Source organism: Pseudomonas kitaguniensis (genome assembly GCF_009296165.1).
Classification (GTDB): domain Bacteria; phylum Pseudomonadota; class Gammaproteobacteria; order Pseudomonadales; family Pseudomonadaceae; genus Aquipseudomonas; species Aquipseudomonas kitaguniensis.
Window position 1 is genome coordinate 19,055 of sequence record NZ_VUAZ01000036.1, and the last position, 20,741, is coordinate 39,795.

20 protein-coding genes and 3 pseudogenes are annotated in these 20,741 nt (G+C 60.9%); 11 read left to right on the plus strand and 12 right to left on the minus strand.

Going from position 1 to position 20,741, the window contains the following annotated elements:
* Nucleotides 1–21: 21 nt before the first annotated feature.
* Nucleotides 22–879 carry an SDR family oxidoreductase gene (locus F0169_RS06990; RefSeq protein ID WP_152746091.1) on the minus strand — a complete coding sequence of 286 codons (858 nt, stop codon included), beginning with the start codon at nt 877–879 and terminating at the stop codon, nt 22–24.
* A gap of 189 nt (nt 880–1,068) precedes the next feature.
* Here F0169_RS06990 and exbB point away from each other — a divergent pair, with 189 nt between their 5' ends.
* From exbB to F0169_RS07020, 6 genes and pseudogenes are all read left to right on the plus strand, one after another.
* A complete protein-coding gene (gene exbB, locus F0169_RS06995) occupies nt 1,069–2,049 on the plus strand; it encodes a tonB-system energizer ExbB (protein WP_152746092.1) in 981 nt (326 codons plus the stop codon).
* Nucleotides 2,050–2,055: 6 nt separating this feature from the next.
* Nucleotides 2,056–2,481: a TonB system transport protein ExbD gene (gene exbD / locus F0169_RS07000; RefSeq protein WP_003195519.1), complete on the plus strand. Its 426-nt coding sequence runs from the start codon at nt 2,056–2,058 to the stop codon at nt 2,479–2,481.
* Nucleotides 2,478–3,227, plus strand: a complete 750-nt coding sequence (locus F0169_RS07005) for an energy transducer TonB family protein (protein ID WP_152746093.1) — start codon at nt 2,478–2,480, stop codon at nt 3,225–3,227. Before exbD ends, F0169_RS07005 begins: the two co-directional genes overlap by 4 nt.
* A 148-nt stretch (nt 3,228–3,375) precedes the next feature.
* Nucleotides 3,376–4,296 (plus strand): hydrogen peroxide-inducible genes activator, encoded by a 921-nt coding sequence (locus F0169_RS07010; RefSeq protein WP_058415729.1) that lies wholly within the window; start codon nt 3,376–3,378, stop codon nt 4,294–4,296.
* Nucleotides 4,297–4,321: 25 nt separating this feature from the next.
* Nucleotides 4,322–6,396: pseudogene (recG, locus tag F0169_RS07015) on the plus strand (ATP-dependent DNA helicase RecG).
* Between the two features lie 136 nt (nt 6,397–6,532).
* Entirely contained in the window at nt 6,533–7,933 is a 1,401-nt protein-coding gene (locus tag F0169_RS07020; protein WP_152746094.1) for an aminoacyl-tRNA deacylase and HDOD domain-containing protein, read from the plus strand.
* Between the two features lie 109 nt (nt 7,934–8,042).
* Here F0169_RS07020 and F0169_RS07025 read toward each other — a convergent pair whose 3' ends face one another.
* The 4 genes from F0169_RS07025 to F0169_RS07040 all read right to left on the minus strand — a co-directional run bounded on the left by F0169_RS07025 (nt 8,043) and on the right by F0169_RS07040 (nt 10,452).
* Nucleotides 8,043–8,420, minus strand: a complete 378-nt coding sequence (locus F0169_RS07025; RefSeq protein WP_058415833.1) for a hypothetical protein — start codon at nt 8,418–8,420, stop codon at nt 8,043–8,045.
* A gap of 212 nt (nt 8,421–8,632) precedes the next feature.
* On the minus strand, nt 8,633–8,908 hold the full coding sequence (locus F0169_RS07030) for an HU family DNA-binding protein (protein WP_003213368.1): 276 nt from the start codon (nt 8,906–8,908) through the stop codon (nt 8,633–8,635).
* Nucleotides 8,909–9,099: 191 nt separating this feature from the next.
* The gene (locus F0169_RS07035; protein WP_058415732.1) at nt 9,100–10,248 is read right to left on the minus strand and encodes an NAD(P)/FAD-dependent oxidoreductase; all 1,149 of its coding nucleotides are present in this window, start codon (nt 10,246–10,248) and stop codon (nt 9,100–9,102) included.
* Nucleotides 10,249–10,284: 36 nt separating this feature from the next.
* The gene (locus tag F0169_RS07040; RefSeq protein WP_003213373.1) at nt 10,285–10,452 is read right to left on the minus strand and encodes a rubredoxin; all 168 of its coding nucleotides are present in this window, start codon (nt 10,450–10,452) and stop codon (nt 10,285–10,287) included.
* Nucleotides 10,453–10,647: 195 nt separating this feature from the next.
* On the opposite strand from F0169_RS07040, the gene F0169_RS07045 reads away from it, so the two are divergent.
* Together F0169_RS07045 and ubiA are read left to right on the plus strand one after the other, a co-directional pair.
* A complete protein-coding gene (locus tag F0169_RS07045) occupies nt 10,648–11,211 on the plus strand; it encodes a chorismate--pyruvate lyase family protein (RefSeq protein WP_058415733.1) in 564 nt (187 codons plus the stop codon).
* Entirely contained in the window at nt 11,211–12,101 is an 891-nt protein-coding gene (gene ubiA / locus F0169_RS07050) for a 4-hydroxybenzoate octaprenyltransferase (protein ID WP_152746095.1), read from the plus strand. The genes F0169_RS07045 and ubiA overlap by 1 nt, the downstream gene beginning before the upstream one ends.
* Before the next feature lie 120 nt (nt 12,102–12,221).
* Here the strand turns inward: ubiA and F0169_RS07055 are convergent, their stop codons facing one another.
* Complete coding sequence (locus tag F0169_RS07055) at nt 12,222–12,599, minus strand: COG4315 family predicted lipoprotein (RefSeq protein ID WP_058415735.1); 378 nt, start codon at nt 12,597–12,599, stop codon at nt 12,222–12,224.
* A gap of 152 nt (nt 12,600–12,751) precedes the next feature.
* Here F0169_RS07055 and phoB point away from each other — a divergent pair.
* The 3 genes and pseudogenes from phoB (at nt 12,752) to F0169_RS07070 (ending at nt 16,416) form a co-directional block, all read left to right on the plus strand.
* Nucleotides 12,752–13,440, plus strand: a pseudogene (gene phoB / locus F0169_RS07060) (phosphate regulon transcriptional regulator PhoB).
* Nucleotides 13,441–13,484: 44 nt separating this feature from the next.
* Nucleotides 13,485–14,807, plus strand: a complete 1,323-nt coding sequence (phoR, locus tag F0169_RS07065; RefSeq protein ID WP_172979357.1) for a phosphate regulon sensor histidine kinase PhoR — start codon at nt 13,485–13,487, stop codon at nt 14,805–14,807.
* Nucleotides 14,808–15,075: 268 nt separating this feature from the next.
* Complete coding sequence (locus tag F0169_RS07070) at nt 15,076–16,416, plus strand: hemolysin family protein (protein ID WP_058415737.1); 1,341 nt, start codon at nt 15,076–15,078, stop codon at nt 16,414–16,416.
* Nucleotides 16,417–16,420: 4 nt separating this feature from the next.
* Here F0169_RS07070 and F0169_RS07075 read toward each other — a convergent pair.
* The 6 genes and pseudogenes from F0169_RS07075 to pstB all read right to left on the minus strand — a co-directional run bounded on the left by F0169_RS07075 (nt 16,421) and on the right by pstB (nt 20,720).
* A pseudogene (locus F0169_RS07075) lies at nt 16,421–17,091 on the minus strand (peptidoglycan DD-metalloendopeptidase family protein).
* Nucleotides 17,092–17,094: 3 nt separating this feature from the next.
* Nucleotides 17,095–17,415, minus strand: a complete 321-nt coding sequence (locus F0169_RS07080; RefSeq protein ID WP_058415739.1) for a helix-turn-helix domain-containing protein — start codon at nt 17,413–17,415, stop codon at nt 17,095–17,097.
* Nucleotides 17,416–17,419: 4 nt separating this feature from the next.
* Nucleotides 17,420–17,743: a type II toxin-antitoxin system RelE/ParE family toxin gene (locus F0169_RS07085; RefSeq protein WP_152746096.1), complete on the minus strand. Its 324-nt coding sequence runs from the start codon at nt 17,741–17,743 to the stop codon at nt 17,420–17,422.
* A 187-nt stretch (nt 17,744–17,930) separates the two neighbouring features.
* Complete coding sequence (locus F0169_RS07090) at nt 17,931–18,833, minus strand: response regulator (protein ID WP_058415741.1); 903 nt, start codon at nt 18,831–18,833, stop codon at nt 17,931–17,933.
* A gap of 168 nt (nt 18,834–19,001) precedes the next feature.
* On the minus strand, nt 19,002–19,763 hold the full coding sequence (gene phoU / locus F0169_RS07095; protein WP_058415742.1) for a phosphate signaling complex protein PhoU: 762 nt from the start codon (nt 19,761–19,763) through the stop codon (nt 19,002–19,004).
* A 123-nt stretch (nt 19,764–19,886) separates the two neighbouring features.
* Nucleotides 19,887–20,720, minus strand: a complete 834-nt coding sequence (gene pstB, locus F0169_RS07100; RefSeq protein WP_058415743.1) for a phosphate ABC transporter ATP-binding protein PstB — start codon at nt 20,718–20,720, stop codon at nt 19,887–19,889.
* Nucleotides 20,721–20,741 lie beyond the last annotated feature (21 nt).

Genomic DNA, 20,741 nt, shown 5'->3' on the forward strand with positions numbered 1-20,741 from the left:
AGCCCGTGGGCTCCTTTTCATTCAGCACTTACCTTCGAGGATAGCCGCATAGCCTTCGCGGTAGCTTGGGTAAGTCGGCACCCAGCCCAGCGCCTTGGCCCGCGCATTGCTGCATTGCTTGCTGCCCGCACGGCGCACGGTGGCTTCCTCGGCCCACTCGGTCACACCCAAGTAGTCGCGCAACCAAGCCACCACGTCCGCCAATGGGGCAGGTGCATCGTCGACGCCGATGTAGACCTTATCCAGCGAACCGCCCTGCTCCACACGCCGCAGCAAAAAGGCCAACAAGCCCGCCGCGTCATCCGCGTGAATCCGGTTGCCATATAAAGGTGGGTCAATTGCCACGCGATAGCCTTGGCGCACTTGGGTCAACAGCCATTCGCGGCCAGGGCCGTAGATCCCGGTCAAACGCACGATGCTCGCGGGGATACCGCTGTTGAGCGCCACTTGCTCAGCTTGGAGCATCACTTGGCCGGAATATCCGGTGGCTTGGGTCTCGGACGTTTCGTCGACCCACTCGCCATTCTGTTGGCCGTACACACTGCTGCTGGAGACAAACAGCAAGTGCTTCGGTTGTTGGCCGTAGTCGCCCAGCCACTCCAACACATGCTGCAACCCTTGCACGTAAGCCGCGCGATACCCGGCCTCATCGTGGTCGGTGGCGGCGGCGCAATACACCACGTAATCCACCCCGCCGATCGGCCAGGTGTCAGGGCAATCTTTGTTGAACAGGTCTCCGGCGATGCCGATCACGCCATCGGGCAGGCGCGAAATGTCTCGCCGCAGCCCGTAAACCTCCCAGCCTGAGGCCAGCAATTGGCTAGCCAGCCGACTACCCACATCACCGCAACCTGCAATCACAACAGAAGGCGCAGACATCACAAAACTCCGTTCTCAAAGGCCTAGATTAGCCTTCACCGATGACTTGGGGCCAGAAAAACGACAAATAAAGTTACTGTATTACTTCTGTTAACAAGAATTACTTGCAATAATGACCGCCCATTTGTCCTCGACCTCATCAGGTCTGGCAGGACGATCACTCATTCTTTTCTCTTAGGTCCGGCCAGCATGACACGTCATACAAACCCCGCTTCGCCAACCAAGCTTCACAGCCCATCCCGCGCCTGGCGTGCGATGGCTGCGATGCTGTTCAGCGTATTGCTGGCACCGACCGCCGCATTCGCTGACGCTGCTGCCCCAGCCGCTCCGGCTGCTGCCGAGCAGACCACAGCCACCCCGGCTGCACCCGCCGCGGCGCCAGCCGCCACCGACCCGGCGCAGGCCGCCAGCCCGGCCGTTGCCGACGAGTCCGGGGCTGTACTGGAAGAAGACAACACACTGGGCATGGCCCATGACCTGTCGCCGTGGGGCATGTACCAGAATGCTGACGTGGTGGTGAAAGCCGTGATGATCGGCCTGGCCATTGCCTCGATCATTACCTGGACCATCTGGATCGCCAAGGGCTTCGAGCTGCTGGGCGCCAAGCGTCGTCTGCGCACTGAAATCGTCCACCTGAAAAAAGCCACCACCCTCAAGGAAGCCAGCGACACCGCAACCAAAAAGGGCACCCTGGCCCACACGCTGGTGCAGGACGCGCTGGAAGAAATGCGCCTGTCGGCCAACGCCCGCGAAAAAGAAGGCATCAAGGAGCGCGTGGCCTTCCGCCTGGAGCGCCTGGTGGCCGCCTGCGGACGTAACATGAGCAGCGGCACCGGCGTGCTGGCTACCATCGGCTCTACCGCGCCGTTCGTCGGCCTATTCGGCACCGTGTGGGGCATCATGAACAGCTTTATCGGCATTGCCAAAACCCAGACAACCAACCTCGCCGTGGTTGCCCCCGGCATCGCCGAAGCATTGTTGGCAACCGCCCTGGGCCTGGTTGCGGCGATTCCTGCGGTGGTGATCTACAACGTCTTCGCCCGTTCGATTGCCGGCTACAAGGCCCAGGTATCGGACGCGTCGGCAGAAGTCCTGCTGCTGGTCAGCCGCGACCTCGATCACCTGCCTACCGAGCGCAGCTCGCAACCGCACATGGTGAAAGTGGGGTAATCGGCCATGGGCCTGCATTTGAATCAAGGCGACGATGAACTCGTCGAGAACCACGAAATCAACGTCACTCCCTTTATCGACGTGATGCTGGTGCTGCTGATCATCTTTATGGTGGCGGCGCCGTTGGCTACCGTGGACATCAAGGTCGACCTGCCCGCGTCCAGCGCCAAGCCTGCACCGCGGCCGGAGAAACCGATTTTCCTCAGCGTCAAGGCGGACCAACGCCTGTTCCTGGGCGAAGAAGAAGTCAAAGCTGAAACCCTGGGCCCGGTGCTCGACGCCAAGACCCAAGGCAAGAAAGATACGACCATCTTCTTCCAGGCCGACAAGGGCGTGGACTACGGCGACCTGATGAGTGTGATGGATGCCCTGCGCGCGGCCGGCTACCTCAAGGTAGGCCTGGTTGGGCTTGAGACGGCAGCCAAGAAATGATCACGACGCGCCACAAACTGACGCGTTATGGCACCAGCCTTGCCGTCGTGCTGGGCGTGCATGCCGTCGCGATTATCATCGCGCTCCAATGGTCCGCGCCGCGCCCGGTGACGTTGCCGCCCGCCGCTATGGTCATCGACCTGGCGCCGATGCCGGCGCCGCCACCGCCGGCACCGCCCAAGGTGGTCACGCCGCCGCAGCCGCCTGCACCGGTAGAAGAGTTGCCGTTGCCGAAACTGGCCGAGGCGCCCAAGCCAACGATCCAGGTGCCCAAGCCGGTCAAGCCCAAGCCCAAACCTCAGCCGCCCAAGCCTGTGGAAAAAAAGCCCGAGCCGCCCAAGGAGAAACCTTCCGAGCAGCCGCCGAGCGAAACGCCACCGACCAAAACGCCTGCGGAAAAATCTGCCCAGCCGGTTCCTGGCCCATCGCCACAGCAATTGGCCGCCAAGGCTTCCTGGCAAGGCGAGCTACTGGCGCACTTGCAGAAATACAAGAAGTACCCGCCAAGCGCCCAGCGCAGTGGCAAGGAAGGCTTGAACCGCCTGCGTTTTGTGGTGGACGGTGAAGGCAACGTGCTGTCCTACGAATTGGTCGGCCGCTCCGGCAATGCCGACCTGGACCGCGCAACGCTGGACATGATCCGTCGCGCCCAGCCACTGCCCAAGCCTCCGGCCGACATGTTGACCGGCGGCAGCGTCGAAATCGTTGCGCCGTTCGTTTACAACATCCAGAAGCCTCGCCGGTAGCATGTGGGAGGGGGCTTGCTCCCTCCCATACTGGATTTGATTGCCTCAAAAAATTACACCCCCCGCTCAATCCACAGCAAAGTTCTGATAACGTGCGTCTATCGATTGCAGCCGGTATGCTTGGCCCGCAACTTCATGGACGCCCGCTATGACTCTTACAGAATTACGCTACATCGTGACCCTCGCCCAAGAACAGCACTTCGGCCACGCGGCCGAGCGTTGCCACGTCAGCCAGCCGACGCTGTCGGTGGGTGTGAAAAAGCTTGAAGACGAACTCGGTGTGCTGATTTTCGAGCGCAGCAAGAGCGCCGTGCGCCTCACGCCGGTAGGCGAAGGTATTGTTGCGCAGGCCCAAAAGGTCCTGGAACAAGCGCAAAGCATTCGCGAGCTGGCCCAAGCCGGCAAAAACCAGCTGACCGCACCGCTGAAGGTCGGCGCCATCTACACCGTTGGCCCGTATCTGTTCCCGCACCTGATTCCGCAACTGCACCGCGTCGCGCCGCAGATGCCGCTGTACATCGAAGAAAACTTCACTCACGTACTGCGCGACAAACTGCGCAACGGTGAGCTGGACGCGGTGATCATCGCGCTGCCGTTCCAGGAGGCGGACGTGTTGACCCTGCCGCTCTACGACGAGCCGTTTTACGTGCTGATGCCAGCCTCCCACCCGTGGACGCAAAAAGACACCATCGACGCCGCCTTGCTCAACGACAAGAGCCTGCTGCTGCTCGGCGAAGGTCACTGTTTCCGCGACCAGGTACTGGAAGCCTGCCCGACGCTGACCAAGGGTAATGACGGCGCCAAACACACCACCGTCGAATCCAGCTCTCTGGAAACCATTCGCCACATGGTGGCGTCCGGCCTGGGTATTTCGATTCTGCCGCTGTCGGCGGTGGACAGCCATCACTATGCCCCTGGCGTGATCGCCGTGCGCCCACTGACGCCGCCGGTGCCGTTCCGCACCGTGGCGATTGCCTGGCGTGCGAGTTTCCCTCGGCCGAAAGCCATTGAGATTCTCGCCGACTCGATCCGCCTGTGCTCGGTGGCCAAACCGCCTGCCGCGAGCTAAGTGCCTGTATGACTGAGCGACTGTAATGACCGAGTTGTCGCAGGTGTCGGTGACCGCACTCAAGGGTGTCGGTGAAGCCATGGCCGAAAAGCTCGCCAAGGTGGGCCTGGAGAACCTCCAGGACGTGCTGTTCCACCTGCCCCTGCGCTATCAGGACCGCACGCGTGTGGTGCCCATCGGCCACTTGCGGCCTGGGCAAGATGCGGTGGTTGAAGGCACCGTCAGTGGTGCCGACGTGGTGATGGGCAAGCGCCGCAGTTTGGTCGTGCGCCTGCAGGACGGCACCGGCGGCTTGAGCCTGCGCTTCTACCATTTCAGCAACGCGCAGAAGGACGGCCTCAAGCGCGGCACCCGCGTGCGCTGCTACGGTGAAGCGCGGCCGGGTGCCTCGGGGCTGGAAATCTACCACCCGGAATACCGCGCCATTACCGGCGACGAGCCGCCGCCGGTGGACACCACGCTCACGCCGATCTACCCGCTGACCGAAGGCCTGACCCAACAACGCTTGCGCCAGCTGTGCATGCAGACCCTGGCCATGCTCGGCCCAAAAAGCCTGCCCGACTGGCTGCCACTGGAGCTGGCGCGCGACTACCAACTGGCGCCACTGGACGATGCGATTCGCTACTTGCATCACCCACCCGCCGACGCCGATGTCGACGAGCTGGCCTTGGGGCACCACTGGGCGCAACACCGCCTGGCCTTTGAAGAACTGCTGACCCATCAACTCTCCCAACAGCGCCTGCGCGAGAGCATGCGCTCGCTGCGCGCGCCAGCAATGCCCAAGGCCAAGCGCTTGCCTGCGCAATACCTGGCTAACCTCGGGTTTGCGCCGACGGGCGCGCAAGTGCGCGTCGGCAATGAAATCGCCTACGACCTGAGCCAGCACGAACCCATGCTGCGGCTGATTCAGGGCGACGTGGGCGCGGGTAAAACTGTAGTCGCCGCCCTCGCCGCCTTGCAGGCTCTGGAAGCCGGTTACCAAGTGGCGCTGATGGCACCGACCGAGATTCTCGCCGAGCAACATTTCATCACCTTCAAGCGCTGGCTCGAACCGCTGGGCCTGGAAGTGGCGTGGCTGGCGGGTAAGCTCAAGGGCAAGGTTCGCGCGTCGGCACTCGAGCAAATCGCGGGCGGCGCACCGATGGTGGTGGGCACCCACGCGCTGTTTCAGGACGAAGTGAAGTTCAAGAACCTGGCCCTGGTGATTATCGACGAACAACACCGTTTCGGCGTGCAACAGCGCCTGGCACTGCGCCAGAAAGGTGTGGGCGGCCGCATGAACCCGCACCAGTTGATCATGACCGCCACACCGATTCCGCGCACCCTGGCGATGAGCGCCTACGCCGACCTCGACACCTCGATCCTCGATGAGCTGCCGCCTGGGCGTACGCCGGTCAACACTGTGCTGGTGACCGACACCCGGCGCGTGGAAGTGATCGAACGCGTGCGTGGCGCGTGTGCCGAAGGCCGTCAGGCGTACTGGGTATGCACGCTGATTGAAGAGTCCGAAGAGCTGACCTGCCAAGCCGCAGAGACCACTTACGAAGACCTCACCAGTGCCTTAGGCGAGCTCAAGGTTGGGCTGATTCATGGGCGCATGAAGCCTGCAGAAAAAGCCGCGGTGATGGCCGAATTCAAGGCCGGTAACCTGCAATTGCTGGTGGCCACCACGGTGATCGAAGTCGGTGTGGATGTGCCCAACGCCAGCTTGATGATCATCGAAAACCCCGAGCGCCTGGGCCTCGCCCAACTCCACCAACTACGCGGCCGCGTTGGCCGCGGCAGCGCCGCCAGCCACTGCGTGCTGCTCTACCACCCGCCGCTGTCACAGATCGGGCGCCAACGTTTGGGCATCATGCGCGAAACCAACGATGGTTTTGTCATCGCCGAAAAAGACCTTGAACTGCGCGGCCCCGGCGAAATGCTCGGCACCCGTCAGACCGGCCTGCTGCAATTTAAAGTCGCCGACCTGATGCGCGATGCTGACTTGTTGCCTGCCGTGCGCGACGCGGCGAAGCGCTGCTTGAACGCTGGCCGGATCACGTCAGCCCGTTGCTGGACCGCTGGCTACGGCATGGGCAGCAATACGGCCAAGTGTGACGCCTGAGGTTTGCGCGCGTACGCTGCGCGCGCCTGCGGCGCTTAGACGCCAACCACGTCACAAACCACAGTTAGTCGACCAACATCGGTAGCAAGCTGGTTATACTTCTGTGACTGTACGAAATTGGATCAGGCCATGTCAGAAGTAGCCCTCGCCACAGCCCCACTGACCGCCCCGTCGGTCATTCAGGCTCTGCTCGCAAAGCTCGCCATCCCTTACACGGAAGTTGCCGAACATGCTGGCCTGAATCCCGCACGAAAGGTCCAGGCAGTGCTGCTGGAAGATGCCGTGGGCGCGCTCATGGTGCTGTTCCCGCAGAGCCAATTGCTCGACCTCAACCGTCTCGCCGAACTCACGGGTCGCCGCCTCACAGCGGTGTCGCCGGAGCGTGTCGAGCGCATGCTCGGCAAACATGAGCTGAGCCTGCTGCCAGGCCTGCCGGCGATGACCAGTTCGCCGTGCCTGTACGAGGGCAGCCTGCTGAGCGAGCCGAGCTTGCTGGTGCATTCGGGCGAAGCCGGTGTGCTGCTGGAGATCGCCAGCGACGACTTCAAGACGATGTTGACCAAGGCCAGCGCCGGGCACTTCGGCGAGCCTTTGAGCAACATTCGGCCCAACCTCGACCGCCCCAACGATGACCGCGAGGAAATCACCCAGGCGATGCAGGCGTTTACCGCGCGCCGAATCCAGCAACGCCTGGAAGCCACCATCGAGATTCCGCCGCTGGCCGACACCGCGCAGAAGATCATCAAGCTGCGCGTCGACCCCAACGCCACCATTGATGACATCACCGGCGTGGTCGAAACCGACCCGGCCCTGGCTGCCCAAGTGGTCAGTTGGGCCGCGTCGCCGTATTACGCCTCGCCGGGCAAAATTCGTTCAGTGGAAGACGCCATCGTGCGCGTGCTGGGCTTTGACCTTGTGATCAACCTCGCTCTGGGCCTGGCCTTGGGCAAAACCTTGAGCCTGCCTAAAGACAACCCGCATCAGGCCACACCGTACTGGCACCAGTCGATCTACACCGCGGCGGTGATCGAGGGCCTGACCCGCGCCATGCCGCGCGCCCAGCGCCCGGAAGCTGGCCTGACGTATCTGGCCGGTTTGCTGCACAACTTCGGTTATCTGTTGCTGGCGCACGTGTTCCCGCCGCACTTCTCGCTGATCTGCCGTCACCTGGAGGTCAACCCGCACCTGTGCCACAGCTATGTCGAGCAGCATTTGCTAGGCATCAGCCGCGAGCAGATCGGCGCCTGGCTGATGCGCTACTGGGACATGCCGGACGAACTGTCCACCGCCCTGCGCTTCCAGCACGACCCGAACTACGACGGCCAATACGCCGAGTACCCGAACCTGGTGTGCCTGGCCGTGCGCCTGCTGCGCAGCCGAGGTATCGGCTCGGGGCCGGTCGAGGCGATTCCGGATGCATTACTGGAGCGTCTGGGCTTGAGCCGCGAAAAGGCTGAAGCAGTGGTCGGCAAAGTGCTGGATGCCGAGGTGCTGTTGCGCGAGCTGGCATCGCAGTTCACGCAGGGTTAAAAGCGCCATCGCAGCGCTGCGGTCTGACCGACCGTGGTGCCTGCATCGCGAGCAAGCCCGGCTCCCACATTGATCGCGTTCGCATGTGGAAGCGGGCGGGCCTGTGAAATCAGCGTTTGTTTTTCTTCGGCTTCAAATACTTGGTCAAGCCCTGAAACCAGATCACCAGCGCCGGGTTGCCCTTGATCTGAATCGACTTGTCCTGAATGCCCGTCATGAACGCCAGTTGCTTGTTCTTGGCCTGCATCGTGGCGAAACCGTAGGCGGCATCTTTGAAGGCGATAGCAAAGGCCGGCGCTGGGTGAACACCTGAGCGGCTGGTGATGCGCTGGTCTTTGACGATGAAGTGACGGGCAACGTTGCCGTCAAGAGTCTGCAACTGGAACGCCAGGTCTTTGTCACCCAGCTGTTGCTGGAAAGCAGGGTTGGTACGGCTGGCTTTGCCCATCATCAGGCCCAGTACCCACAGCAAAAGACGAAATTTCATGCAAACGGCCTCGGTCTGATTATTAAGTGGCCGCGACAGTTTAACGATTTGCAGGTGGAACGCCACCGATCTTGCGCTTTAGCCGGAGATCGGCAGGCGTTTAACGCTTATAGCAACAAATCCCCCGCGCTTTAAACAAAAAAATGGGCACCCGACCCAGCCGGCGTGCCCATTCTTTTTACCGCCCCTCCTCCCTTCGAGACGTACCGCTGTTACGGGTTGACGCTGTCTTTGAGCGACTTGCCCGGCTTGAACGCAACGGTGTTGCTGGCCTTGATTTTCACAGGTTCACCGGTTTGCGGGTTTTTGCCGGTACGGGCGCCGCGGTGGCGTTGCAGGAAGGTGCCGAAGCCAACCAGGGTGACGCTGTCCTTGCGATGCAGGGCGCCGGTGATTTCTTCGAGAACGGCATTGAGGACGCGGTTGGCCTGTTCCTTGGTGAGATCCGCTTTTTCAGCGATGGCGGCTGCGAGTTCTGGTTTACGCATAAGTGAAGCCTCTTTGACGGTTTTTTGTTGTTATGTCCGTGCTGCTCTCTAACGGAGCAGCGCCCAAGGCGCCGCAGGCTCTACTCTGCGGCAGACGGGAGTGAGGATGGCATGCCCTCGGACGCCGCGCCAGTCTCGCGGCGACCTTTCTACCGGGAAAAACCGGGTTATTCCGACAGAACGACAGCTATTTACGCCAGCAGCGGAGGAAGTTCTTTGTTCAAGGCCAGTTTTTCCATCACGGCGCTGCCGGTCAGTGCATAACCCAGCAGGCGGCCACTCGCGTCGCGGCACAAGGCCTTGATGTCGGCGCCCTGCCCCTCAACGCTCCACACGCCTTCGGTGCCGCGTGGCGGTGGCGAAACCACCAGCGGGCAGACCGGGGTTTTCACGGTGATCGGCATCGGCCCGTAGCTGACGGCGGTAGCGTTGCCGGCCAGCGTCTGCGCCAGCGCGCGGGCGCAGCTCATCAGCGGCATCACGTAGAGCAGGTTCAGGCCGTCGACCTCGGCGCAGTCGCCCAAGGCGTAGATATTGGCGTGGGAGGTCTTGAGGTGGCGGTCCACCATGATCCCGCGATTGATTTGCAGGCCGGCGGCGGCGGCAAGATCGACACGCGGGCGCAGGCCGATAGCCGAGACCACCACATCGCAGTGGATCACTTCACCGTCCGACAGGTGCGCTTCCAGGCCGTCAGCGCTGCGCTGCAGGCGGTTAAGCACCGGCCCCAAGTGGAAACGCGCACCCAGGCCTTCCAGCCCGGCTTTTACCGCCGCAGCCGCCGCCGGGTGCAGCAGCGTCGGCATGACTTGCTCGCACGGCGCTACCAGGTCGATTTCGTAACCACCGAGGATCAGGTCGTTGGCGAATTCGCAGCCGATCAGCCCGGCGCCGAGCACCAGCACGCGGCGTTTGCCGGCCACCGCGGCGCGAAAGCGCGCGTAGTCTTCAAGGTCGTTGATCGGGAACACCAGCTCGCCCGCATCGCCTTCGACCGGCACACGCACCGTCTCTGCGCCCCACGCCAGGATCAAGTCACGGTAGGCCACGGCTTCTTCGCCGATCCACAGGCGCTTGTGGCCTGGGTCGATGCCGCTGATGCGAGTGTGCGTGCGCACTTCGGCCTTTAGCTGCTCGGCCATGGCGCCGGGTTCAGCCATGCTCAGGCCATCGGCCTGTTTGTTTTTGCCAAAGCCGGTGGAGAGCATGGGCTTGGAGTAGGAGCGCCCGTCATCCGCGGTGATCAGCAGCAATGGGGTCTCGCTGTCGAGCTTGCGAAACTCGCGGGCTACGTTGTAACCGGCCAATCCTGTGCCGATGATCACGACAGGTGCGTTCATTCCTTTCTCCTTGTAAGACGTTTCTTGATTCGACGATCAGCCGATTTCGATCATTTCAAAATCCATTTTACCGACGCCGCAGTCCGGGCACAGCCAGTCTTCCGGGACGTCCTGCCACAGAGTGCCGGGGGCGATTCCGTCATCCGGCCAGCCGTCTTTTTCGTCGTAGATCAGGCCGCACACTACACATTGCCACTTCTTCATTACTTGCTTCCTCAGGGTCCAGGCATCTTGGCCGACGGTCGATAGACCAACGTTGCCGCACGGCTCAGGGCGTTTTGTACTGATCGAGGCCGGCAGATGCAAGCGCGATCGACGCATGCGGCCAGTTTGGCCCGGCAAAAGCTCAGGATGCCATGGTAAGCTCGCCGCCTCTTTTGCTGCCAATACTGACTCACCGTGTCGCACTCAATCGACCTTCCCGATGCTTGCCAATGGCTGACCCAACGCCTTCTGAGCCCTGCGCCTGCGCCCCTGACCCTCAATTGGTTGTTCGACGAAGGCTCGCTGACACGGCGGCTGACGTGGCTGTCCAACGACGGTTTCAGCGTGACGCCGCTGTTCGAAGGCTGGCAGCCCCTGCGCGCGGATGAATGTGCCGCGCTGGGGCTGGCGCCGGCCACGGTCGGTTGGGTGCGCGAGGTGTACCTGCGTGGGCATGGCCAGCCTTGGGTGTTCGCCCGCAGCGTGGCGGCTCGCAGTGCCCTGCAGGGCGACGGCTTGCACATGGATGCGTTGGGCAGCCGCTCGTTGGGTGAATTGCTGTTCTGCGACCAGGCATTCGCGCGCCAGGCGATTGAAGTGTGCCATTACCCACGGCAATGGCTGCCGACTGCAGACCAGGTCGACGGCCTGTGGGCGCGCCGCTCGCGCTTTGATCGCGGGCCGTTGAGCGTGCTGGTCGCGGAAGTCTTCCTGCCGGGGTTTTGGCACGCGCTGCATGAACATCCGGAGAACCACTGATGTATCAACGCTTGCTCAAATCCTTGAACCGTTTGAACCCAAGGGCCTGGGACTTCATTCAGTTGACCCGCATGGACAAGCCGATCGGCATCTACCTGTTGCTGTGGCCGACGCTGTGGGCGCTATGGATCGCCGGCAAGGGCTCGCCTTCGTTGATCAATATCGTGATTTTTGTGCTGGGCGTGGCGCTGACCCGCGCCGGCGGCTGCGTGATCAATGATTGGGCCGACCGCAAGGTCGATGGCCATGTGAAACGCACTGAGCAGCGCCCGTTGGTGAGCGGCAAAATCAGCTCGAAAGAGGCGCTGGTATTTTTTGCGGTGCTGATGGGCATCAGTTTCTTGCTGGTGCTGCTGACCAACGCCACCACCATCCTGCTGTCACTCGGCGGCTTGGCCCTGGCGGCGAGCTACCCGTTCATGAAGCGTTACACCTATTACCCGCAGGTAGTGCTGGGCGCGGCGTTTTCCTGGGGTATGCCGATGGCGTTTACCGCCGAGACCGGGCACTTGCCCGCCACGGCGTGGCTGCTGTACATCGCCAACTTGCTGTGGACGGTGGGCTACGACACGTATTACGCGATGACTGACCGCGACGATGACTTGAAGATCGGCGTGAAATCCACCGCTATTCTGTTCGGCGATGCCGACCGAGTGATCATTCTCACCCTGCAAAGCCTGGCGCTGGTGTGCCTGCTGTTGGCGGGCATGCGATTCGAGCTGGGCGGCTGGTTCCACTTGGGGTTGTTGGCGGCAGCGGGCTGTTTTGTCTGGGAATTCTGGTACACCCGCGACAGGGACCGCCTGAAATGCTTCAAGGCGTTTTTGCACAACCACTGGGCCGGGTTGGCGATTTTTGCCGGGATCGTGGCGGATTACACATTTCGCTGAGACTGTTTGCGGTGGCTGTTCGGACGCCTTCGCGAGCAAGCCAGCTCCCACAGTTGAAATGCATTCCAAGTGCGGGAGCGGGCTTGCTCGCGAAGGCCTTAGTGGCACCGAGACCGAGAGTCAGGGCTTGATGATGTGCCACGCGCCGCCCTTGCCATCACCGGTCTTGTCACCGGCTTTCTTGTCATCTTTATAGGTGTATACCGGTTTGCCTTCATAGGCCCACTGGCTGGTTTGATCATCACGCGTGATAACCGTCCACTTGCCCATCGACTTGTCGGTAGACTCGGCCTTCAGCGGCGGCCAGTTGGTCGCGCACTGGTCCTTGCACACCGACTTGCCGTCGGCATCCTTGTCGAAGGTGTAAAGGGTCAAACCCTTGTGGTCCACCAACATTCCATCTTTAGTCATCGCAGGCTCCGCCGCAAATGCCAGGGCCGGCAGCGTCAATGCGGCCGTTACCAGCAGGGCTTTCCAGGAAATCGTACGGTAAGTCATCGGAACCTTCCTTTTGTGGTTGTCAGGATTCGGACCCAAAGCGTAGCCCAGAGACGCGCGAATTGCCCTAGCGACTAAATTACTGTCACACGAATGCAATAATTCCGTTATCTAATGCGGCGCAAGACAGTTAAATGACAAGAGGACTTAGCATGGTTGGCAGGAGCATTCTGATCGTCGACGACGAAGCGCCCATTCGCGAAATGATCGCCGTTGCGTTGGAAATGGCCGGCTATGACTGCCTGGAGGCTGAGAACTCCCAGCAGGCCCATGCGATTATCGTCGACCGCAAGCCGGACCTGATCTTGCTGGACTGGATGCTGCCCGGCACCTCCGGCATCGAACTGGCCCGCCGCCTCAAACGTGATGAGCTGACCGGGGATATTCCGATCATCATGCTCACCGCCAAAGGCGAAGAAGACAACAAGATCCAGGGCCTGGAAGTGGGTGCTGATGACTACATCACCAAGCCATTTTCGCCACGCGAACTGGTTGCCCGCCTCAAAGCCGTACTGCGCCGTGCCGGCCCGACCGATGGCGAAGCGCCTATCGAGGTCGTGGCCTGATACTCGACCCGATCAGCCACCGCGTGACCATCGACGGCACACCGGCCGAGATGGGCCCGACCGAATACCGCCTGCTGCAATTTTTCATGACTCACCAGGAGCGCGCCTACACACGCGGCCAATTGCTCGACCAAGTGTGGGGCGGCAACGTGTACGTGGAGGAGCGCACCGTCGATGTGCATATCCGCCGCCTGCGCAAAGCCTTGGGCGATGCTTACGAGAATCTGGTACAAACCGTGCGCGGCACCGGCTACCGGTTTTCGACCAAGAGCTGAGCCGGGCTGACCTTCCTTAACAGCTGACAAGGACGCATGTTTAAGTGAACCAAAACTGGCATGGCACCCTGATCCGCCACATGTTGCTGTTAATCACCGGCTGCCTGGTGGTGGGCTTGGCCAGCGGCCAATACGGCTGGAGCCTGGCCGTGGGTATCGGCCTGTACCTGGGCTGGACCCTCAAACAATTGCTGCGCCTGCATGAATGGCTGCGCCAACACAAACCCGAGGAAGCACCCCCCGACGGCTACGGCCTGTGGGGCGAGGTGTTCGACAGCATTTACCACCTGCAACGCCGCGACCAGCGGGTTCGCGGGCGCCTGCAAGCGGTGATCGACCGGGTGCAAGAGTCTACCGCCGCGCTGAAAGATGCGGTGATCATGCTCGACAGCGATGGCAACCTGGAATGGTGGAACCGCGCGGCTGAAACCCTGCTGGGCCTCAAGACGCCGCAAGACAGCGGCCAGCCGGTGACCAACCTGGTGCGCCACCCGCGCTTCAAGGAATACTTCGAACAGGAGAACTACGACGAAGCGCTTGAAATACCCTCGCCCACCAATGACCGCGTGCGCATCCAGCTTTACCTGACGCGCTACGGCAACAACGAACACTTGATGCTGGTGCGCGACGTGACCCGCATTCACCAGTTGGAACAGATGCGCAAAGACTTCGTCGCTAACGTCTCGCATGAGCTGCGCACGCCGCTGACGGTGATCTGCGGCTACCTGGAGACGCTGCTCGACAACGTCGACGAGATCAACCCGCGCTGGAGCCGTGCCCTGCAGCAGATGCAGCAGCAAGGTTCACGCATGCAGACCCTGCTCAACGACCTGCTGTTACTGGCCAAGCTTGAAGCCACCGATTACCCGTCGGACAACCAACCGGTCAGCGTGCAAAGCCTGTTGCAGACCATCAAAAACGACGCCCAGGCCCTCTCCGGCCAGCGCGGGCAACACATCACCCTGGAAGCCGACGCCCTGGTGCTGCTCAAAGGCAGCGAGGGCGAATTGCGCAGCGCGTTTTCCAACCTGGTGTTCAACGCCGTCAAGTACACCCAGGACAAGGGCACTATTCGCATCCGCTGGTGGGCCGATGAGCACGGCGCGCACTTGAGCGTGCAGGACTCCGGCATCGGCATCGACGCCAAGCACTTACCGCGCCTGACCGAGCGGTTCTACCGCGTCGACTCCAGCCGCAACTCCAACACCGGCGGCACCGGGCTCGGTTTGGCGATCGTCAAACACGTGTTGTTGCGCCACCGTGCGCGGCTGGAAATCACCAGCGTGCTGGGCCATGGCAGTAACTTCACCTGCCACTTTCCACCGACGCAAGTGACCCGTTCGCGAGTGATCGAGAAGGATGAGTAACCCAAAAACACCACCCATCCAATGTGGGAGGGGGCTTGCTCCCAATGGCGGTGTATGAGCCGACAGATTTGCTGACTGATACTCCCTCATCGGGAGCAAGCCCCGTCCCACATTAGAATTTCACGCTTTTCGACAACACTTTCCCGGTCCCGCCCGGCAGCGGGCACTAGGCAAGCGCCCCGTCAGCCGCTACATTGACCGACTTGCGCCTGCATTGCAGGCCTACTGCCACCCCTTATTGAACAAATGGAACCTGCAAAACCCCATCATGGACCCTTCCCCTGGTATCACCCTCGCTACACTCTTCGCCGACTTCGGCATGATTCTTTTTGCACTGGTCCTGGTACTGCTCAACGGTTTTTTCGTTGCGGCGGAATTTGCCATGGTCAAACTGCGCGCCACGCGGGTCGAGGCCATCGCCCACAAAAACGGCTGGCGCGGGCAAATCCTGCGCACCGTGCACAACCAGCTCGACGCCTACCTGTCGGCCTGCCAGTTGGGTATTACCCTCGCCTCCCTGGGCCTTGGTTGGGTCGGTGAGCCGGCCTTTGCGCATATCCTCGAGCCGTTGCTGGGCGCTGTGGGCGTCGAGTCGCCGGAAGTGATCAAGGGCGTGTCGTTCTTTGCCGCCTTCTTCGTGATTTCCTACCTGCACATCGTGATCGGTGAACTGGCGCCCAAGTCCTGGGCGATTCGCAAACCCGAACTGCTCTCGCTGTGGACGGCCGTGCCGCTGTACCTGTTCTACTGGGCAATGTACCCGGCGATCTACCTGCTCAACGCCAGCGCCAACGCCATTCTGCGTATCGCCGGCCAGGGCGAGCCTGGCCCGCACCATGAACACCATTACAGCCGCGAAGAGCTCAAGTTGATCCTGCACTCCAGCCGTGGCCAGGACCCGAGCGACCAAGGCATGCGCGTGCTGGCTTCGGCCGTGGAGATGGGCGAGCTGGAAGTGGTCGACTGGGCCAACTCACGGGAAGACTTGGTGACGCTGGACTTCAACGCCCCGCTCAAGGAAATCCTCGCGCTGTTCCGTCGCCACAAATTCAGCCGCTACCCGGTGTATGACGCGGTGCGCAACGAGTTTGTCGGCCTGCTGCACATCAAGGATTTGCTGCTGGAACTGGCTGCGCTGGACCACATTCCCGAGTCGTTCAACCTGGCCGAACTGACGCGCCCGCTGGAGCGCGTATCGCGGCACATGCCGCTGTCGCAGTTGCTGGAGCAGTTCCGCAAAGGCGGCGCGCACTTTGCCCTGGTGGAAGAGGCCGACGGCAACATCATCGGCTACCTGACCATGGAAGACGTGCTTGAAGTGCTCGTCGGCGATATTCAGGACGAGCACCGCAAGGCCGAGCGCGGCATCCTCGCCTACCAGCCGGGCAAACTGCTGGTGCGTGGCGACACGCCGCTGTTCAAGGTGGAACGCCTGCTGGGCGTCGACCTCGACCACATCGAAGCCGAAACCCTGGCAGGCCTGATCTACGACACCTTGAAACGCGTGCCGGAAGAAGAGGAAGTGCTCGAAGTTGAAGGCTTGCGCATCATCATCAAGAAGATGAAAGGGCCGAAGATCGTATTGGCCAAGGTGCTGTTGCTGGACTGACGCCTCAGTTGCCCAACGCAAAGTTGGGCAATGTGCCTACGGGCTGGTTGAACTCATACGGGATCGACACCAGCCCCGCCTCAGTGGCGCGCTGCACCACAAAATGCAGGTGCGGCCCGCTGCTGTTGCCGGTATTGCCCGACAACGCCAGTGGGCTGCCTGCCGCCACACGCTGCCGACCCGCACGCTGACCGAACCTTGCTTGAGGTGCAGGTACACGCCCTCAGTGCCGTCATCGTGCTGCACCCGCACAAAATTGCCTGACGCATCACCGCCATGCCCGGCTTGATCGTTCTCGGTCTTCACCACCCTGCCGCTGCGCGCCGCGATGACCTGAGTCCCTTCGGGCATGGCAATATCCAGGGCGTAGCGGCTCTTGGCGTCGGTGTGGCTGAAGCTGCCGTTCGGCCCTTGGCTCAGGCGAAACGGCCCGCCACGCCACGGCACCGGATAACGATAGGCGCGCTGTGGATAACGCGTTTGAGGCACGCCCGGCACCGGCCGCTGCGCTCGCGCCGGTTTGCGCTCCTGAATCACAAACGCCTGAGCGCCAGGGCTTGGCTGATCGCTGAAAAACACTACGCCATTAGCATCGGTGGCTTTGTAGAGGGTCATGCACATGGCCGAGGTCGCGGCGGTGAACAGCCCACAAAACAGCAGTGCGCGCATAAGCAAAAGTCAGTGACAAGGCTGTGTAAGGTCATGCGTCAGCACGCTAAAACAGATGTCCACGTCCAGCTGTGCGGCCGCCGATAAGTTGACTAATGCATCGAGAGAAAACTTATCGATCTTGCCATTAAGCACGTCATTAAGGCGAGGCTGGCTGATACCGAGCCGTTGCGCTGCATCCTTCTGAGAAAGCTCCCAACCACGAATGGTCTTGCACAGTTCCAAAAGCAGCTTTGAGCGCAGGCGCATGTTGGCGGCTTGCTGGGGCGTCTCTTCCAGGGCATCCCAAACACTGCTGAAATGTTCGGTGTGAATTTTTGGGTCTGTCATGGGCTTAACCTAACTCCTGCAATCTGGCGCGAGCCAGTTCGATGTCACGCGCTTCAGTTTTCTGTGTGGTCTTGCGCAGTGCGTGCAGCACATAGACAGCTTGAGGCCGACTGACCACATAGAACACTCGAAACGCTCCCGATTCCTCAGCGATGCGAATCTTACTGACACCCCTACCGATGGTTTTCATGGGCTTGCAGTCAAAAGGCTGTTCACCCTGTTGCAATAAGTCCAACTGAAAACCTGCTGCCCTTCGGGCATCCAGAGGGAATGCCTTCAGATCCTTTAGCGAACTTCCTAAAAACACCACATCCTTGTGCCTCGGCATTAGCTTCTCCTTTGCTGGAAAGAAAAAGCGTAATCGACGATTCGACTATAAGCGCTGGAGGTGTGTTTCAAGGCATCGCAAAGGCTTGATAAAGTCGCTGCGACATCAAGAGAATATATCTAAACCGATATAGATCAAGCCACTCGACGGGAATCAGACAGCCGGTCGATTCCCGCTACTCAGGCGATCACGCACCCGGCACAAAATGCTTCTGCGCCGTACCGCGCGCGATCAGCCGGGAGATGTAGTCGAGCTTTTGGGCATCCTGGTCGATGAACCGGAAGGTCAGTTGCAGCCAGTCGCTGTCGGGCTTCGGCTCGAAAGCAACAATGGCGTGCAGGTAGCCGTTGAGGCGGGCTACTTCGGCGTTGTCGCCTTGCTCAAGGTCAAGTACCGCGCTTTCCAGTACTTGGGGCAGGACTTCGCCGCGACGCACCACCAGCAGCGCTTCCTTGATGCTCAGCGCCTTGATTACGCACTGCTGGGTGCCGCTGGACAGGCGCAATTGGCCTTGACCACGACCGCCGGCCGGCGACGCCGATACGGGGGCTGGCGCGGGCGGGTTATTAAGCAGGCCTTTGCTCGGCGCGGCCGCTACCGGCGCCGATTTGACCGCCTCAGGCTTGCCGCCGGTCAGGGCGCTCAAGGAATCGTTGCCGAAGGCCGAGTTCATCTTGGTCGGCGCACTGGCAATCAACGCGTCAAGGCGGCCGACTTTGTGCAGCGCCTGCCTGACCTTGCTCAGCAACTGTTCGTTGGTGAACGGCTTGCTGACGTAGCCGGATACACCGGCCTGAATCGCCTGAACCACGTTTTCCTTGTCGCCACGGCTGGTCACCATCACAAACGGCATGGCCTTGAGGTGCGCTTGCTCGCGGCACCAGGTCAGCAGTTCAAGGCCAGACATCTCGGGCATTTCCCAGTCGCACAGCACCAGGTCGAAGGTCTCGCGCATCAGGATGGCTTGGGCCTTTTTACCGTTCACCGCGTCTTCAAGCTTGATCCCCGGGAAGTAGTTGCGCAGGCACTTCTTTACCAGGTCGCGGATAAACGAGGCGTCATCCACCACCAGTACACTGACTTTACTCATCGACCCTTCATCCTATAAAAACTTCGGCACGCAGAACGCCTGACTGATGGCATTTTGCCAAAACCTGCTAATCACAGCCGGATTTTATTGATCCCGCTGCGCAAATAATTCAGCTGCCACAAACAAAAACGCCCGACCAAAGGCCGGGCGTTAATTTCTCGGGCAACCTTACTTATCGTCAGATTCGCCCGAAACATTAGGGATTTGATCGGCTGAGCCTTCAACTTCGGCCTTCATGCGCTTAAGGCCCATGTGCCGCACGTCGGTGCCGCGCACCAGATAAATCACCAGCTCAGAGATATTACGCGCATGGTCGCCGATTCGCTCCAGGGAGCGTAGCACCCAGATGATGCTCAATACCCGCGAAATAGAACGCGGGTCTTCCATCATGTAAGTGGCCAGCTCACGCAGGGCGGTCTTGTACTCGCGGTCGATGATCTTGTCGTACTGGGCCACCGACAACGCCAGGTCGGCGTCGAAGCGGGCAAAGGCGTCAAGCGCATCGCGCACCATGTTGCGCACTTGGTCGCCGATATGCCGCACCTCCACATAACCACGCGGCGCTTCGCCCTCTTCGCAGAGCTGAATAGCGCGACGCGCGATTTTGGTCGACTCGTCGCCGATGCGCTCCAGGTCGATCACTGACTTGGAGATGCTGATGATCAAACGCAGGTCGGACGCCGCGGGCTGGCGACGCGCGAGAATGCGCAGGCATTCTTCATCGATGTTGCGTTCCATCTGATTGATCTGGTCATCAATGTCACGCACTTGCTGGGCCAGGCCCGAGTCGGCCTCGATCAGCGCGGTAACCGCATCGTTGACTTGCTTCTCTACCAGCCCGCCCATTGCCAGGAGGTGGCTGCGCACTTCCTCAAGCTCGGCGTTGAACTGCGCGGAGATGTGATGGGTGAGTCCTTCCTTCGAAATCATGGTTTTGCTCCGCAAATCTAATTTAGCCGCAAGCTACAAGCTGCAAGCCACAAGCTGATTTGTATGGTTACGCTGAACTGTCTTTACTGGCCGCTTGAAGCGTGCGGCTTGCAGCTGCTCCAACTAGCCATAACGACCGGTGATGTAGTCTTCGGTCTGTTTTTTAGCCGGGTTGGTGAACAGCGTATCGGTGTCGCCGAACTCGACCAGCTTGCCCATGTACATAAAGGCTGTGTAGTCGGAAACCCGCGCGGCCTGTTGCATGTTGTGGGTCACGATGACGATGGTGAATTTGGATTTGAGCTCGTAGATCAGCTCTTCAACTTTCAGTGTCGAAATCGGGTCGAGCGCAGAGCAGGGTTCGTCGAGCAGCAAGACTTCCGGCTCCACCGCGATGGTGCGGGCGATGACCAAACGTTGCTGCTGGCCGCCGGACAGGCCGAGTGCCGATTCGTGCAGGCGGTCTTTTACCTCGTCCCACAGCGCGGCGCCTTTAAGCGCCCACTCAACGGCTTCGTCAAGAATGCGTTTTTTGTTGATGCCCTGGATGCGCAGGCCGTACACCACGTTTTCGTAGATGGTCTTGGGGAACGGGTTGGGCTTCTGGAACACCATGCCCACGCGACGACGCAACTCTGCCACGTCTTCGCCCTTGCGGTAGATGTTGGTGCCGTAGAGGTTGATCGCGCCTTCTACACGGCAGCCGTCCACCAGGTCGTTCATGCGGTTGAAGGTGCGCAGCAGCGTGGACTTGCCGCAGCCGGACGGGCCGATAAAGGCGGTCACGCGCTGCTTGGGGATGTTCATGCTGACATCGAAAAGCGCCTGCTTCTCACCGTAATACAGGCTCAGGCCCGGCACTTCGATGGCCACGGTTTCCTGGGCCAGGCTCAGGCTCTGTTTGTCGCGACCCAAAGCCTGCATGTTGATGCCATGGGTAGGGGTTTCGTGTTGCATGGGATGCTCCCTGTGCTACCA